At 60.0% G+C, this 16454-nt stretch carries 15 protein-coding genes and 1 pseudogene; 3 read left to right on the top strand and 13 right to left on the bottom strand.

Annotation, left to right across the window (positions count from 1 at the left end; translation table 11 throughout):
- The first annotated feature begins 17 nt into the window (after positions 1-17).
- Complete coding sequence (gene gabT / locus JJB99_RS11690) at positions 18-1322, top strand: 4-aminobutyrate--2-oxoglutarate transaminase (RefSeq protein WP_200498905.1); 1305 nt, start codon at positions 18-20, stop codon at positions 1320-1322.
- 555 nt (positions 1323-1877) lie between these two features.
- A pseudogene (locus JJB99_RS11685) lies at positions 1878-2402 on the top strand (DinB family protein).
- 102 nt (positions 2403-2504) lie between these two features.
- Here the strand turns inward: JJB99_RS11685 and JJB99_RS11680 are convergent.
- Both JJB99_RS11680 and JJB99_RS36930 read right to left on the bottom strand, forming a co-directional pair.
- Positions 2505-3410, bottom strand: a complete 906-nt coding sequence (locus JJB99_RS11680; protein WP_200498904.1) for an alpha/beta fold hydrolase — start codon at positions 3408-3410, stop codon at positions 2505-2507.
- Positions 3411-3852: 442 nt separating this feature from the next.
- Positions 3853-4077, bottom strand: coding sequence for a membrane dipeptidase (locus JJB99_RS36930; protein ID WP_433995782.1), 225 nt, complete (start codon positions 4075-4077; stop codon positions 3853-3855).
- Between the two features lie 804 nt (positions 4078-4881).
- Here JJB99_RS36930 and JJB99_RS11670 point away from each other — a divergent pair.
- The gene (locus JJB99_RS11670) at positions 4882-5088 is read left to right on the top strand and encodes a hypothetical protein (RefSeq protein ID WP_200498903.1); all 207 of its coding nucleotides are present in this window, start codon (positions 4882-4884) and stop codon (positions 5086-5088) included.
- Between the two features lie 419 nt (positions 5089-5507).
- Here the strand turns inward: JJB99_RS11670 and JJB99_RS11665 are convergent, their stop codons facing one another.
- From JJB99_RS11665 to JJB99_RS11615, 11 genes are all read right to left on the bottom strand, one after another.
- Positions 5508-6920: an FAD-binding oxidoreductase gene (locus JJB99_RS11665; RefSeq protein ID WP_200498902.1), complete on the bottom strand. Its 1413-nt coding sequence runs from the start codon at positions 6918-6920 to the stop codon at positions 5508-5510.
- A 116-nt stretch (positions 6921-7036) separates the two neighbouring features.
- Positions 7037-7525: an Lrp/AsnC family transcriptional regulator gene (locus JJB99_RS11660; RefSeq protein WP_200498901.1), complete on the bottom strand. Its 489-nt coding sequence runs from the start codon at positions 7523-7525 to the stop codon at positions 7037-7039.
- A gap of 17 nt (positions 7526-7542) precedes the next feature.
- Positions 7543-8268, bottom strand: a complete 726-nt coding sequence (locus JJB99_RS11655; protein ID WP_200500117.1) for a haloacid dehalogenase type II — start codon at positions 8266-8268, stop codon at positions 7543-7545.
- Between the two features lie 429 nt (positions 8269-8697).
- A complete protein-coding gene (locus JJB99_RS11650) occupies positions 8698-9201 on the bottom strand; it encodes a GAF domain-containing protein (RefSeq protein WP_200498900.1) in 504 nt (167 codons plus the stop codon).
- The gene (locus JJB99_RS11645; protein ID WP_200498899.1) at positions 9198-10184 is read right to left on the bottom strand and encodes a CobW family GTP-binding protein; all 987 of its coding nucleotides are present in this window, start codon (positions 10182-10184) and stop codon (positions 9198-9200) included. The genes JJB99_RS11650 and JJB99_RS11645 overlap by 4 nt, the downstream gene beginning before the upstream one ends.
- Complete coding sequence (locus JJB99_RS11640) at positions 10184-11710, bottom strand: amidohydrolase family protein (protein ID WP_246775205.1); 1527 nt, start codon at positions 11708-11710, stop codon at positions 10184-10186. Before JJB99_RS11640 ends, JJB99_RS11645 begins: the two co-directional genes overlap by 1 nt.
- A 58-nt stretch (positions 11711-11768) precedes the next feature.
- Positions 11769-12713 (bottom strand): branched-chain amino acid ABC transporter permease, encoded by a 945-nt coding sequence (locus JJB99_RS11635; protein WP_200498898.1) that lies wholly within the window; start codon positions 12711-12713, stop codon positions 11769-11771.
- On the bottom strand, positions 12710-13597 hold the full coding sequence (locus JJB99_RS11630) for a branched-chain amino acid ABC transporter permease (RefSeq protein ID WP_200498897.1): 888 nt from the start codon (positions 13595-13597) through the stop codon (positions 12710-12712). The genes JJB99_RS11635 and JJB99_RS11630 overlap by 4 nt, the downstream gene beginning before the upstream one ends.
- Before the next feature lie 19 nt (positions 13598-13616).
- On the bottom strand, positions 13617-14885 hold the full coding sequence (locus tag JJB99_RS11625) for an ABC transporter substrate-binding protein (protein WP_246775204.1): 1269 nt from the start codon (positions 14883-14885) through the stop codon (positions 13617-13619).
- Entirely contained in the window at positions 14815-15582 is a 768-nt protein-coding gene (locus tag JJB99_RS11620) for an ABC transporter ATP-binding protein (RefSeq protein WP_200498896.1), read from the bottom strand. Before JJB99_RS11620 ends, JJB99_RS11625 begins: the two co-directional genes overlap by 71 nt.
- A complete protein-coding gene (locus tag JJB99_RS11615; RefSeq protein ID WP_200498895.1) occupies positions 15579-16349 on the bottom strand; it encodes an ABC transporter ATP-binding protein in 771 nt (256 codons plus the stop codon). The genes JJB99_RS11620 and JJB99_RS11615 overlap by 4 nt, the downstream gene beginning before the upstream one ends.
- Positions 16350-16454 lie beyond the last annotated feature (105 nt).

Raw genomic sequence — 16454 nt, 5'->3', positions numbered from 1 at the left:
GACAGAAAGGAAAACCCATGTCTAAGAACCAGAGAACCTCCGAAGATCTCTTGGCCGCCCGCTCCAGCAACATCCCGCGGGGCGTGCTGAGCGCCCATCCGATCGTAGTCGACCGCGCCGAGGGCGCCCATATCTGGGACAAGTCCGGGCGGCGCTACCTCGATTTCGTCGGCGGCATTGGCGTCATCAACGTCGGTCACAACCATCCGCGCGTGGTCGCCGCAGTCCAGGAACAGCTAAAGAAGGTCACCCACACCGCTTTCCAGGTTGCTGCCTATGAGCCCTATGTCGTTCTGGCGGAGCGCCTGAACAAACTCATCGGCAAGGGCGCACCGTACAAGTGTGCCCTCTTCACGACAGGTGCCGAAGCTGTCGAGAATGCAGTCAAGATCGCGCGGGGCTTCACCAATCGCCCCGGGATCATCTCCTTTCGCGGTGGATTCCATGGGCGCACGCTTCTGGGCGTGACGCTGACCGGGTTCGCCCAGCCCTATAAGCAAAATTTCGGGCCCTTCGCGCCCGAGGTCTTCCACACGCCCTACCCGGACAGCTATCGTGGCGTCTCTTCGGACGACGCCCTCGCCGCGCTCGAGGAGGTCTTCGCGACCGACATTGCTCCCGATCGTGTGGCCGCGATCATCATCGAGCCGGTTCAGGGGGATGGTGGCTTTCTACACGCACCCGTCGAATTCATGCGGGCGCTGCGCGAACTCACGCAGCGTCATGGCATTGTCCTCATCGTCGACGAAATCCAGACCGGCTTCGGCCGAACCGGAAAACTGTTCGGTTTCGAGCACTCTGACATCCAGCCCGATCTGGTCACGGTTGCCAAAAGCCTGGCCGGCGGCTTTCCCATCTCGGCCGTCGTCGGCAAGGCCGAGATCATGGACGCTCCGACACCCGGCGGTCTCGGCGGCACCTATGGCGGTAACGCCATTGCCTGCGCCGCAGCGCTCGCGGTGCTCGACGCGTTTGAACAGGACGGCCTAGTCGAGCGTGCTGCCGCACTCGGCGAGAAGCTTGGAGCTAACCTGGAAGCGCTCAAGGCGAAGCATTCCGACATCGGCATCGTACGGGGTTGTGGCTTCATGCGCGCAATCGAATTCGTCACCGACCCCGAAAGCAAGAAGCCCGACGCAGATCGAGCGCAGCAAGTCATGGAGCTGGCTCGCGAGCAGGGGCTACTGGTGATCAAGTGCGGCGTTCACCGCAATATCGTGCGTTTCCTCGCGCCGATCGTGCTGTCAGATGAAGACCTGGAGGAAGCATTGCGCCTCTTGGCGGCTGCACTCGACGCCGGCAAGGTCGCTCGCGCCGCTTAGCACCTCGACACAATGCGGTGGTCCAGGCCGAATGTTCGCCGGCCTGGATCGATTCCGAAAGCATAAGAAATCGAGCGGATTAAAGCTTGATCGCTCTGGAGGCGACCTATGCGCGCGACATTTGTTGACTGTACTCCCGAACTCGCGCGCGTCATCGATCAGCGCGCATTGTCCATCCGAAGACGATCGAGATCAACCACGGAAGTAGCTGATCGGCCTTTGCGGTGCTGCGCAGACGATCCTTACCGAGCATACGGGCATTTCGCCAGCGGTTCTTGACGCACGGCCCGCCGCTGGGTCACGAGCCGCTCGACGTTCGCATAAGCCGACAAGAGCTCATCGCCGAAGATGTAGCCGGCGGACGGAGGTAGCCCATTCCCGTACAACCATGTGGGCGATCTAATAGTCTCTTGTCAGAGACAGCAAAGAGCGTAAGCTATTCACGTGTGGCAATTCCGTCAGTCAGGCATCAGCCTGACGCTTAGCGATGTGATCGCGGATTGCATAGGACAAGACTAATCTGTCCGGCACTGTTCCAGCCAAATACTGACAAGCATGGAGCCTGATAAAATGATCTCAGCCGGATACTGCCGACTTATGGCTCGTTACAACAGTTGGCAGAACACTTCATTGGTTGCTGCCGCCGAGGGGCTTACCAACGAGGATCGCTGGAAGGACCGAGGCGCGTTCTTCCGCTCGATCGCAGCTACGTTAAACCACCTTTATTGGGCTGATGCCCTGATCCTGGGGCGATTAAAAGGGAACGAGCGTCCCGAGAAAACCATCAAGCACTCCCTTACAAGTCCATCGGATTGGGCTGACTTCAAAGCGCTACGTTTGCAGAGGAACGAGCAAATCGAAGAGTGATCGGCGAGATTGTTCGACGCGGACCTGGATGGGATCCTTGTCTGGTATTCCGGGGATGGCTCCACCCGGATCGAGAAGCCAAAAACGTTCTGTGTCATGCAGCTTTTCAACCACCAGACACACCATCGGGGTCAGGTCCACGCCATGCTGACGGCCGCGGGCGCAGACCCAGAGCCGACTGATCTTCTGGAGCTACCGGCTTTGCTCAGTTAACCACGTTTCCGACCCAAACTTCGTGCATGCCGCGCCTGATCGTGCCCGACAATCTGAAGTCCGACGTCAACCAGGCCGCGCCTTCATGCATGACTGCAAGGTCTAGGAGCCCGCTTCCCGCTCGATTAGCTCCGTCACAAACGCTGGCTGTTCTCCGATAACGTAGTGCGCTGCTCCCGAGATGGCTTCGGTTTTCACTTGCGCGAACCCCGACGCACGTAGCCCAGCAGCGAACTTTGGGAGCAGGTGTAAGAAGGGCGATCGTTCGCCCGCTCCGAGCACCATAGGTGTTGGGTTCGCACCGTGTTGAGCGGCGTTCCACCGCGCATTTTCAGGGAAGGCTCGGTAGATGCCAAGTGCGGCACGCCACTGTGCGGGCGTGGCGTAGGCCGCCCGGCTCGCCTCTTGCTCAGCTGGCGTAAAGCGACTGAATCCCATAAAATAGTCGATGAACACCGCTTCTCGGCCGGCGAGCAATTGTTCTGGAAGGCCCGGTGTCTGCATGAAGCCGACGTGCCACACGCCAGGTAGCTTTAAACTTTCGTCCCATCCATCGATGCCCGGGATCGGCGCGTCCATCAGCATCGCGCCGCGTGCAAAGCTTGGATCTAGCCGGACTAACGCGTATGTGACCTGACCCCCGATGTCATGGCCGACCACGTACGGCCGTTTCAGATTAAGCTTAGCCACGAGTTGCCTAACGTCCTCGGCGAGGGTCCGCGCATCGTAAGGACCATCGCCCTTGGATTCACCAATGCCGCGGATGTCGAGAGCTATGACAGTGTAGCGGCGAGCGAGGCGCTCGAGCACTGGCCGATACTCTGACCAATTTTGCGGGAATCCGTGGATCAGTAAGAGGGGCGGCCCGGAACCGCCACGAACATAGTGGATTTGCGCACCATTAACCGCCTCAACCGCAGAGATAAAGCCGGCTGGCGCTGCGGCTGCATGTACAGTCGGAATGAGTGCGATGGCAAGCGACGCCATCCAACTTGCAACACTCGCCATCCCTTCACCTCAATTCATCAAGCGCCGATGCGCTCCGCCAACGGCTACAGGTTCGTCGCCCCGAGTCTTTGGATCCGGGCCGACGGCCGAGGGAAAGCCGAACCCAACACCGACGAAAGTCCCGCCACGGTACCCCGCATGTCCTCCAGTCACGCTGTCGCAAACTCGTCGGCCACGGAACGGCAGTCTGATCGAGCGCTCCAGTTTCAGGATAACGTGGCTCATCGTCGATAGTTCGATATCGAGCGCGCAACCCGCCGGTAAAGAGCTTCCGTGAGCCGCAGGCGCGATTGCGCAACGAAGCTGACGGACATGGCCGAGGAACACGCCAATACCATTTCGCCAGCGGCGTTTGAGAAACGCCGCTATTTGGCCCGGAAATCCTATCGGTTCCGAAACCCAGATGATCTTCACCAATCAAGAAAAACGTGCCGAACCACAATTACATAGTCATCGAACGTCGACTGGAGTTTGATGAGAGAGGTATTGCGGCGATGCCTACAATTCCCCCTTTCTCAGCTATCGCTCGCAATTGTCGATCAGTTTTTTTCCGAACGTTGGCCGGCAAAGGCTCGCACCCCGCGCGGAAACAGCAAAGCGGCCTTGTTGACAGTTCGATGATCTCAGCACCCGTCCGATCGCCGACATGGGTGAGATCGACAAGGATACTTATATGGTTGCAGCGCTCGACTAGATCTCGACCGTAGGAGTCAAACCGTTGTTCGGCTCGTAGTATCCTCCGCCTGCAGCGTTAGCGGAGTTGAACGCAGGCGCAGGTCTCCGTAGCCCAAGCTCGTGATGGAGTGGAACTAAATCAAGGTTGGCTGCGAATCCATCAGATTTTTACCGACCTGAAATGATTCCGACCGCTCCAATGGCCCTGGCTGTCTTAATGTCCGCTCCCGAGGACAAGAAGCCCTTTGTCGCTCGCACCGATGATGCGACGGACACGAGCGAACGCGGCAAATGCGTCTGGCGCATCTTGCCCAATGGCAGCAGCATAGATAGCGGAATTGAGCCCGCTTTCGAACATCTGAGGATCGAGCGATCGTTGAATTCAGGGAAGACGAGTCCGTCGATCAGCGTAAGGGTCCAATCTGAGTTGGTAGATACGTGAACGGGCAAGTGTGTATTGCGCAGCCTGTCGCTCGGGATATGTGAGCGTTAGCTTAGTTAGTCGGACACGATTGGCTTAGCGCGACAGCAACAACGGCTGGAGAGCGCTTCGCGAACCCTAGAATCTGCCGTTCCGGCGAGGCCTTCAGCATCTCTATCCGCGGTCGGGCGCTAGCATCCTCTTCGTCGAAATCCGGCTCCTCCCGCCGGTTGGGGTGGCATTGCGCGCCTCAATACTATGGGCTCGGCGACAATCGCCGGGCCCTCTTTTTTGCGCATCGTGGCCCGAGGCGGCAACGCCGAATTTAATTGCGAAGGAAACGCATGCAGACCTCGATCAACGCAGGCGGGCTACATGTTCGAGGTCACGACGCTCCGACTCAAACGCAAGGGAATTCCAGAGGCGTTGATTTCGTTCTCCAGTTGCTGGAAGGGCCGGGTCAATCTCTCAAACGTCGCGATCGTGTCGGCTATGCCGATCTTTGGGATGCCAGCCAATTTGCCCGAACGCGAACCGGACAGGAACTCAGCCTCGATCTGCAGCGGTCGTTCTGCTGTCTGAAGAAATGCGCGGCCGTCCTGTGTCAACGTGACGCCAGGCCAGACCGATCAAACAAGGTGACAACCAGCGATTGTTCGTCCGCGCCGAGACCGCAGGCGGCGTTGCATTGAGGCTCACTCCGACCTGCGCGAACATCCAAGCGTTCCAAGCGTCGCGACGAGGTGAAAACCCCGGATTTGCGCAAACTTCGTTCGCCGCCTCACCGCGGCGCTCACTAAGTGAGTTGCTGTGCGGACCAGCCTCGGCACGTTACAGTCGGTCAACGGGACCTAGATAGAACCGATTTCGCCCGCTTCGAACATCGGCATACCGGGCGAGTAAGCGGCGTCAAGGGAAGCATGGAGCGAGCCTGCCGCCTCGAGAGCCGCCTTGGGCGCGCCCGAAACCCTTGCCTCGACGTACGTCGTCAAGAAGGATTCTCAGACGCTGACGACCTTGCCCGGGTTCAGGAGGCCATCGGGATCAAAAGCCAACTTAACGCGACGTATGAGCTCGGCTTTGCCCGGAGCGCCATACTGCTCAAGGTGCTTAAGCTTCACCCGTCCGATGCCGTACTCGGCGCTAAAGGTTCCCTCCATCTGCGCGGCAAGATCGTAGATCTGCGGCGAAACGTCTTTTTCGAACTGTTGCTTGAAGTCCTGCGGTTCGACGCCGGGCGCCGCGAGAACGTTGAAATGAACGTTCCCGTCTCCAACATGACCATAGACCGACAGAATCGAACCGGGCGAAGCGCCACGGACAAGCGAGCATGCGGCTTCGATGAAGGCTGCGACACGCGAGGTCCGAACCGCGATATCGTGCTTCACCGAACCTCCATGGCGGACTTCAGCTTCGGGGATGTTTTCCCGGAGATGCCAGAACTCCGTCGCTTGTTGCCCGCTGGAGGCGATCGAGCCGTCAACGATCAGGCCTTGCTGCATGAGCTCGGTAAGGAGCTGCGTCACCACTTCGTTGAAATTGAGCGTTGGAGACGCCGTCGCCAGTTCTAGAAGAACGTAATGATTGCCGGTCGTTTCGACGGGAAGGCGCAGATTTGGATTGGCACTCAGAAGCAACTGAAGCGACGTTACGGAAATGTATTCGAATGACGTGACGGCCTCGCCACTTTGGATCTGAGCGCGCTCGAGCACTTCATCCAGATCGCCGATATTCTGCAGCAAAAGAAAGGCGGTGACGCTCTGCTGCGGCTTTCTAGTGAGCTTCAAGCTTGCCGCAGTAATGACGCCGAGCGTGCCCTCCGCGCCGACAAAAAGTTGCTTGACGTCGTAACCGGTGTTGTTTTTTCGAAGTGGGCTGAGCTCACTGTAGAGGCTGCCATCCGGCAACACCACCTCAAGACCGAGTACGAGGTCGCGCGCCATTCCGTACCGGAGCACGGAGATTCCTCCAGCGTTCGTCGACAAATTTCCGCCGATACGGCAGGACTGCTGGGATCCGAGCGAGAGAGGAAGAAGAAGATCCGCCTTCGCGGCTGCGTCCTGGAGTTCACTCAAGATTGCGCCCGCCTCCGCGCACATCGAAAGATTGGCACGATCAACCTCGCGGATTTGATTCATCCTCTCAAGGCTGAGAACGAGCTCATTTCCCTCGCGGCTCGGGGTGGCGGCTGTGCAGTAGCTCGTATTGCCTCCTTGCGGAACAAGCGGAACATGCAATTCGCCGCAGGTCCGCACGATCGCCTGCACCTCTGCCACGTTTCTGGGGCGCAGTACCGCCCTTGCGCTTCCGGTATAGACGCCGCGAAAATCCGTCGTGTAGCCGGCGACGATATGCGGATCGTCGGTAACGATGCCGGCGGGAAGTCGGGCAAGAACAGTGCCGATGGCGTCCATAGTTCTCTCTCAGTGCAATGGCAAACCGCGAAGCGACTTGCCCACAAGGCAACACTCTGAAGACCGCAGCTGTCGCATGGCGGATGTGACTTACCAACGGGAAAACTAAGCGAGAGCTAATGCTCCATGAGCGACTTGACGGGTACGCTGCCGCGATCGTGAATCGTCTTTATTACGATGTAGCTGAAGTATTTCTCCACACCGATATTTCGTTCGGTAATGCGTTCCATCATTTCCTGATACTTTGCCACGCTCCGTATGACGAACTTCAGCAGATAGTCATAGCCTCCACTAACGAGGTGGCATTCCTGGAGCGCATCGTACCGGCGGATTGCTGTTTCGAACTTGATAAAGTCCTCGCGGCGATGATCGTTGAGGGTCACCTCCGTGAAGACGGTGATATGTTCGATGAGCTTCGGAAGATGAATCCGAGCGTTGTAACTAATGATGTAGCCCGCATCCTCCAGCCGCCTCAAGCGGGCAAGGCATGGGCTTGCTGACAAGCCCACGGCCTCCGCGAGGTCGACATTGGTCAGCCGACCGTTTTCCTGGAGCTGCGCAAGGATGTTGATGTCGATCCGATCTAGCCTTGGTGCTCCAGCCATTTTCGCGCCACCCCATTTCAACCGTCCCTGAGCGCTTCCTGATGCGCCTTCACAAGGTCGGCCATGCTGTTGAAGCGAAAGTCGACTTTCGGCATATCGCCGGGATGCATGGTCGCGCCAAAACCTTCTTGGTCGTGGCGACGATAGATCCAGCAGGAGGCAAGACCGTGCCTGTTGGCGGGTCCGTGGTCGTGGAACATGCTCTCGGCAGTGTGAAGAATCTCGCTTTTCTTGATACCGAGGGCCTCAAGCTTCTTCAGCATGTATTCGAAATTGCGATCCGAGGGCTTGTAGGAACCGCAATCCTCGGCCGTGTAAATCGCGTCAAACTGGACCTGAAGCCTTTTGTTGCTCGCGGCAAAGCTCGCATTGTCGACGTTCGACAGAATGATGAGCTTGTAGTGGCGCTTGAGATACCGGAGCGCGCCGGCCGAATCCGTGAAAGCGGGCCAGTTTCTGACCGATTGCCCGTAGGTGACGCATTCATCCCACGTCACAGGCAGCCCCCATTCTTCGGCGAGCCGCTTGTACACGATCGGCAGGACATCGCTATAGCGCGTGGCCGGTGTTTGAGTCTGCTGCGACGATTCATGGCGCGCGTGGGCCTCAAGGACCTGATCGCGCGTCAGCGGAGAAGAGAGCCGGGCCGTAAGGGGCTTCAGCGCCTCGAACATGCCCGATTCCCAATCGATCAGCGTTCCGTAACAATCGAACGTCAGCGCCTTGAAGTCTGTCAGTTTCATCGACCTATATCCTGCTTTTACGGAAGGAGACGCGGATCGTCTCATCCAGGGAAGTGTTGCGTCGTCGGAAAACCAAGTCGGATCCTGCTGACCGCTTCACTCATATCGCGCTTATAAAAACCTGCCCCGCAAGATCGTTCGCTCCCTTTGAACACAACCACATTGCCTCCAAAGGGGAAGCAATTGGGAAACAACTCTTCTGGCTAGACCGCAGACGCTGCCGAAAATAGCCACCAAATCGATCCGTTCTGCCGTTTTGTTTTACGGCGACTTAAACGCGGACGAAGGGAAAGTCGCGCTGCGACAGGGCGTCGAAGGAGATCGCTTCGCGCTGCCGTCGTCGCGTCGCCCGAACGGAACGCGAGATTCGGTATCTTATACTCAGGCGCTGTCGCGCCTGATCTGTCCCGACGGGCCGGAAGGGTCGCGTCAAAGGCGAGCATCGCACGGTCCTCGAGTGTCCAGAAACAACGGAACGGCGAGTTGGGCGTAGGGTGCGAAATGCTCGGCCGAAACGTCATCATATTGGCTGGCGCGGCCGAGAATGTTGATTGAGCCGACGGTGTGGCTTTTCCAACGAATGGGGATGTTCATCACGCTCTCGCAGCCGATGGCCCAGAGCGGCTCATAGTCGAAGAAGACCTCTTTCAGATCCTGCCGGCTCCGCCCGATATAGCTCCTGCCTTCCTGAATGAGCCGATCGGCCCATGGTCCGCTCGGCAGCGGCTTCTGGCCTCCTATCGGGCTAACCTCCTCACGGTTCGAATAGAGCCTCAACATGACCTGATCGCGATAGTCGAAGCGCAAGCAAGTGAAGAGGACATGATTGTGAAGACGCGCCGACCTCTTCTCGAGAGCGGAGAACGCCGCCCCCTCGCTCGTCGCTCGCGTCAACGAGCCGAGGAAGTCCCGGAGATCGTCAAACGCAATCATCGGATCCTCACCGTGGGTGGGTTCTCGACCCCGAAGGGTTGGAAGAGTTCATCTCTCGCCACATCACGCATGATCAGCATCACGCCGAGACGAATGTCGTCCAAGACGCGGATCCGCCTGGGCGGCGAGAACGCGTCGCCGACACCGTTGATTAGCACGGGGTCTAGATAGCCGTCGGGCCTGACCAGACCCTTCAGGCGCAAGAGGCGGCTTCCGAAGAAACCCGCGAGGTTCTCGATCCACTCGGAAATTGCCTCCCAGGACGCAGTCGCGTGCCATTGCGCGAAGACCACCGTGATACGGGAGGGTGAGGCCGCGCTTGCGGAGAATTGCGGAGCCCGAGCGAAAGGTCGGTCGCCATGCCTAGAGAACGCGGCAAGCGCCCGTTCCCAAGCCCGATCCGTTACGACCTGCCCGGCTAGCGGGTTGAAGCGTTGAGCCTCTGCGGCGCTGCGAGCCCATTGTCGCTCGGAAATCTTGTCGAGCTTGGTCAGCACGATCGTTTGCGCGGCCGCGAGTTGGGATGCGTAGTGTGGAAGAAAGCTTTCGCCGACGGTTGGTCCCGATGCGTCGAAGGTGGCGACGATCCGGACGTCGAACTCGACCTGCCGAATCGCGCGCAGGTATCGGATGATGGGCGCGGGCTCGGCAAGCCCGCTCGTTTCGAGAATGATCCGCCGCGGAGGGCCCAGACGTCGTTCAGCGCGCGCCTGCAGCAAGGCATCGATCCCCTCCTGAAGATCGTTGCCGAGCGAGCAGCACACGCAGCCACCGTCCAGCGTGGCGAGGGCGAGATTACGATGGTCCGAACCAATCACCGCACCGTCAATGTTGACCTCGCCAGCATCATTGACGAGCACACCCGTGTCGGACGTGTCGGCGAAGGAGAGGTACTCCGACAGGAGCGTCGTCTTGCCGGTCCCCAAAGGCCCCGTCAGCACGAAGAATTCCGGACGATCGGCGGTTGAGCCCGAGCGATCCATCAGCGCTCCTGTCTGGCTGCGGAGACCATCGCCTCGACATCGTCGAGGAGTTCGACCGGGTCATAGAGCAGCCCACCCTTGATCACGGTCTCCAGGCTGCGGTCCCAGTCGACGGATTTCATCACGTCGTTCAGGCGCATGGCCCCGGTGCCGTAGAGCAGCTTGAAATCTGTCAGCGGATTGCTGCGGTGGATGAGGATGTCGGCGCGCTTTCCGATCTCGAGCGTCCCCGTATCCTGCTCGATGCCCAGCAGTTCTGCACCGCACGCCGTCGCAGAGCGTAGGACCTCTAGCGGCGTAAATCCGGCCTCCTGGAGGAGCTCCAGCTCCCGGATATATCCGAAGCCGTATGTCTGGAACATGAAGCCGGAATCACTACCGACGGCGATGCGACCGCCGAGATTCTTGTAGTCGTTGACGAAGCGCATCCAGAGACGGAAAGTTTCCCGCCACTCGATCTCGTTCGTCGTCGACCAGCGATACCAGTAGGCCCCGTGTCCGCCGCGCTGCGGCTGGAAATAGGCCCAGAGCGTCGGATCGGTGAACCGCTCGTGCCAATCGGCCCGCCGCGTGCGCATTAGGTCGCGATTGCCGTCGTAGACGTTGAAGGTCGGGACGAAGGTGTGGCGCGCCTCAAGGAAGAGGCCAAGGACCGCTTCCCACTTCGGCGAGCCCGGGAGGGCGGCCTGCATGAAGGTCTGGCCTGCCGCCGAGAAGCGCAGATATTCGTCCCCGTAATCGTAATCCGGAGGGAACGACTGCAGCGTCTGGTTTTCGAGCAGCGTCTCAGGGATTCCGTAGGAATGCTCGGTGCTGCTGAGACCCCAACCGGCCGTCTGGAGCGGGTTCATCCGGCCGACCGCGAGCTGAGCGTGGTGACAGCAACTCCGCAGATCGCGCCGAGTGCACTCTTCGAGCGCCGCTTTCATCAAAGCCGGCGGCGCTCCGAAGAACTTTATGCCGTCAGCGCCGGCCTCCTTGACATCACGGACCCAGGCCGCGGCCTGTTCCGGCGTATGCAGACTCTTGACATAGTCGGTCGTCGCCGGGAAAGGCGCATAGGCCATAATCCGTGGGGCGTCGATACGCCCCTCCTCGGCCGCCGCCTTCTGCTGCAACGTCCAGGATAGGCCGTTGAAGCATCCAGTCTCACGCACGGTCGTGACGCCATGTCCGAGCCAGAGCTTGTAGATGTAGTCGGCTGAAGGTTGCGGCCCGTTCTTGGCATGGAACGGGGCGCCGATATGAGCATGGCAGTCGATGAGCCCTGGAGTGAGGAACTTGCCGGAGCAGTTGATCTCCAGCACATCGTTGGCATTCTCCGTCTCTGGAAGCTTCGCCTTGCCTGTCTTGGCGAGCGCGACGATCCGGCCATTCTCAACGACTAGATCCGCCGGCCCCCACGGCGGCGCGCCCGTCCCGTCGATCACGCGGGCGCCCGTCAGTTTGAGATATCGATGGGGCTCGCGGCCTCGTGTTCTTTTGGTCGCCGCCGTCAATCCCGGCAGGCCGGCCGCGGCGAACATGGTGGCGAACTCGTCTCCCGGCCCCCCGGCAATGGAGCTATTTGTCATAGTGGCATTCTCACTTCGATGCTGTCGCAACGGTCGGCGCAGAGGACGTGGCGTCGATAGCGCCAGCACCCGCACGCTCGTTCCGAAGGCCGAAAACGCCCTGTGGCCGTAGTTGCATGATCACGATTAGTGCGACCGCGATCGCGAACTCCCTGAGCGATGCAATCTGCACGGCGCTCAGGCCCGGAATGTACTCAGCAGCGAAACGCGAGGATTCCAGGATCGTCAGTACTGCCAGGGAGCCGAACACAGCGCCAATCAATCGGCTATAACCGCCGGCGGTCACGGCGAGGAAGATATAGATGGTGAGTTGAACGACGAAGTTGTCGGGGGAGATGTAGCTCGTGAGGTGGGCATAGAGCGCGCCGGCAAGGCCGAAAAGAGCTGCCCCTATTCCGAAGGCTTGGCATTTCAGGCGCAGCACGTTCTTGCCCGCCACGGCAGCGATCTTCTCGTCGTCCCGTACCGCGCGAAGGGCTCGGCCGAAGGGACTGCCAAGGATGCGTGTGAGGACCCAGACAACGAGGGCGACGAGGGCCCACGCCAGCGCAAAATAAAACCAGGGATAGAGATCGCCGAGCGTATCCTTCAACGGGGCGCGGATGCCAGAGATGCCGTCGCTGCCGCCCGTGAGCCAGCGCTCATTGAGCTCGACAAGACGCAGGCCTTCGCCGAAGCCCAGTGTCACGATGGCGAGGTAGTCGCCTCGGAGCGTTCGAGTCAGAAGACAGAACGCCACGCCGATCGCGGCTGATAGTGCCGCTCCCGCGACCCATCCAACTCCGATCGGTGCCCCGAACTTCGTCAGCAGTGCGGAGCAATAAGCGCCAAGGCCAAAGAAACCGACCAGGCCGAGATTGACCATACCGGTCTGGCCCCAACTGACGACGAGGCCGAGCGAGAGCAGGGAGTAGATGGCGGCAATGGTTCCGATGAACAAAAGATACGAGGTCATTTTCTCACCCCTTCCGCGCCGACGAGGAGGCCTGTCGGCTTCACCAGCAGGATGAAGAGAATCGCGAGAAAGGCCGTGAGGGACTGATATACGGGAGGCATCGCGATCATCGCGACCTCGCCCATGACACCGATGATCAGCGCCCCCAGGACCGCACCGTAAAGGCTCGTCAATCCCCCCAGCACGCTCGCCGAAAAAATAACTAGAATAAGCCGCGAGCCGGTCGATGGATCGACGCTGGTATCGATCGCCAGCAGCGAGCCGCCGATGCCGGCGAGCCCCATGCCGATGAACGTCGCGAGGTTCGCCAGATTGCGTGGCTCGATGCCCTTCAATCTGGCGAGGTCAGTATTGTCGGCAACCGCCCGCATCGCTTTGCCCCACCGGGTCAGCGAAAAGAATGCCGCAAGCGCTACCGCGATGAGGAGTGCGGTGACCAGATTGCGAAGCTGCTGGGGACCGACGCTCAACCCCCAGATCTGAAGGTTGCGTTCGACCGGAATGTCGAAGCTGTTTAGATTGCTCCCGAAGAGGAAGCGGAGCGCATTCTCGATTGCGAGATTCAGCGCGATTGAGACGACCGCCAGCATCAAGGCGGTGTGGGCACCGGATTGGCGCCGGATCGGAGCGAGCGCGAGCCGGTCGGCCGCGACGCCCAGCATGCCAGGGACCAGGAATGCGAAAAGCAGCATCAGGATGGAAGACCATCCCAAATAAGCTCCTGCGAGCCAAGCGGCGTAGGCGCCGACGGTCATCTGGGCGGCAACACTGAAGTTGACGAACCCCTGCACGGAGAAGATCAACGTGAGCCCCAGCGCCGGCAATGCGATGAGCGCTCCCAGCACAAGGCCGTTCAGCACATATTGTGCGAATTCGGTGAACATGGATCGCCACCTAATTCGCTCAGGCGACCTTCAGAAGGGCCATCTTACCCTTCTGAACCTGCTCATACCGAAAGAAGACGCCTTCGACATCGCCGTTGGCAGCAAATTCGAGTGGGCCGCTCGGGCCGTCGTAGTTGAGCGGCTTCTTGTCGGCGATGAGTTTCAACCCCTGTGCGACGTCGCTGACCTTTTCCCCCTTCGGATCCTGAGAAATCGCTCTCACGGCGTCGCGGACGACGGTGCCGTTCGGTGACGCGGCCGCAGCCTGCGCGAGTGCCAAAGTGGTCAGAACGACATGATCGTAGACCTGACACGAATAGCTATCGAGGGCCGACCGGCCCATCTTGCCGATGAGTGTCTTATAGGCCGTCGAATCTTCGGACGCCGACGGCACGAGCGAGGCGGTGCCTTCTGACACCTCGTGAGGCAGTCCGTCGGCCAGGACCTGGTTCACTCCGAAAGAGTACCCGATCTTCTTGCCGCCGAAGCCGGCGCGATAGAGGTCCTTGAGAACGACGGAGGTGTCCGGTACGTAGCCGCCGAGCACAACGACGTCTGGATTCGTCCGCAGCGCTTGATCGACCTCGGTCCGGTAGCTGGCGCGCTTGTCCTCGTAGATCAGTCCCTGTCCGAATCCGCCCGCATCCTTGAACAGTTTCGAGATGATGTCGATGTAGGACTGGGCAAAGGGGGTCTGCGGCCCGAGGAAGAACATCTTTTTGGCGCCGAGTTCCAGCGCGTATTGTCCCACCCGCGTGCCTTGCAAAGTGACGGTCGGGGAGGTGCGGAAGACGTAGCCGTTGTGCGGCGTCTTTGTGATGCTATCCGCCCCCGACGAGGTGAAGAGCACCGTCTTGCTCTCATAGCACAAGGGCGCGATCGCCGATGTTACGGCCGAAGCGTAGGAACCGCCGATCGAGACGACCTTGTCGACGTCGATCAGTTTGCGTACCGCCCGAACCGCGGCTTCCGGGTTGCTCTGGTCATCCTCGATCAGGACTTCGACCAGCCGGCCGGCCACGCCTCCGGCGGCGTTGATGTTGCTGACGGCAATCTTGGCCGCAGCACTCATCGTCGCCCCGAACTGGCTGGTTGACCCGGTCAGGGGGATCAGGATGCCGATCTTGATGGGCTGCGTGCCCTGCGCCAGCAGCGCACGCGGCCAAAAAGCCGCCATAGAGCCGGCACCGGCGGCACCGGCAAGGAAACGCCTACGGTCAAATTCCCTCATGATGATCCTCGCGTTTTGCTTCGTGTTGGATGGCTGGACCGTGCTCGCGTCGGCCAAGGAACAGGTGACGCACTTCGTCGTCGGCGAGCAACGATGACGCGGAGGCCTCGCGTGCTTTTCGGCCCGCGACCAGAGCCAGGCCCTTGGTCCCGTATTCGAGAGCCAGGAGGGCGTTCTGCTCGACCATAAGGACTGCGAGGCCCGACTTCGCCAAATCCCGAACGAGTTCGAATATCTCGTCCGCTGCAGCCGGCGATAGCCCGGCCGTCGGCTCGTCGAGCAGCAGCACGCTCGGACTGGTCATGAGCGCCACGCCCATGGCGAGCACCTGGCGCTGCCCGCCCGACAGGTTCCCCGCCCTTTCGCGGAATTTGGTCTTCAACAGCGGGAAGCGCGACAGTTGCTCGTCGATCCGGTCCTTCACGCCCTTGCGGAGAAGATATCCGCCCATCTCAAGGTTCTCGCGAATCGTCAGGCTCGCGAAAACGTTTCTCTCCTGCGGGACGAAGCTCATTCCGGCCCTGCACGCGGCTTGAGCATTTCCAAGTTGGAGCGGCTGCCCTTGCAGGCTGATCACTCCCGAGGATGGTTTCAGCAAACCCGCGACGAGTTTCAGAAACGTCGATTTTCCGGCTCCGTTTGGGCCGATAATGACCGTGAGATCGCCAGGCCGGACGTCCAGGTCGATGCCTTTAACAATTTCTTCAGCGTTCGGGTAGCCGCCCCGGATGCCTTGGACAGCAAGGTCGGTCATTGGCGCCGAATCCCCAAATAGCTCTCCTGGACGTCGCGGTTCGCCGCGATTTCGGAGAAGCTGCCGCGCGTTAGGAAGCGCCCGCCCGCCATGACGATGACCTCGTCGCAAAGGCGCTCGATCAGTTCCATTTCGTGCTCGATCAGCACAATCGAGATGCCGCTCTTGCGCATCTCAACGAGATGATCGGCGATCTCCTGGACAAGCGTGGGGTTCACGCCCGCCATGGGCTCGTCGAGCAGGATCATCTTGGGCTTGGCGAGAAGAACACGCCCGACCTCCAACAGCTTCTTCTGGCCGCCGGACAGGCGCGTGACGAGGTTGTCGAGAACATGCGCAAGCTTGAGGCGCCGCGCGATGTCGAGCGCCTCCTCGCGAAGCGCTTCCTCTTGCCTGCGCACCTCGGCGTTGCCTAGCAGCGCGCTCGCGAGTCCCTCACCACGCTGGCGTGGACCATAAAGCATGAGATGCTCGAACACCGTCATGTTCTCGCAGCCGCGAGCCAGTTGGAACGAGCGGACCAGACCCGCGCGGGAGATTTGCTGGGGAGATTCGCGGGAGATATCGCGCCCGCCAAACCTGACGGTCCCGCTCGCTCCAGGCGTCAGTCCCGAGATGCAATTGAAGAGCGTTGTCTTCCCGGCGCCGTTGGGGCCGATCAGACCTGTCGTGATGCCTGACCTGATTGCAAAGGAGGCACCATCAAGCGCGTGAACGCCTCCGAAATGGATCGAGAGATCAGAAATCTCAAGCTGTGCTTCTGCCATTTCCGCTCTACCTAACGCTTCCCCGCGATTTCGGCCCAGAACCGGGCTCTTTTGATTTCACCTGGAACCTCACGACGGGAAATCCTCCAGGTGCGTTCATTTACG

The sequence above is a fragment of the Bradyrhizobium diazoefficiens genome (assembly GCF_016616235.1).
In the GTDB taxonomy this organism is placed as follows: domain Bacteria; phylum Pseudomonadota; class Alphaproteobacteria; order Rhizobiales; family Xanthobacteraceae; genus Bradyrhizobium; species Bradyrhizobium diazoefficiens_H.
Note: the sequence above shows the minus strand (reverse complement) of the source record. Positions and strands in the feature narration are given on the sequence as shown.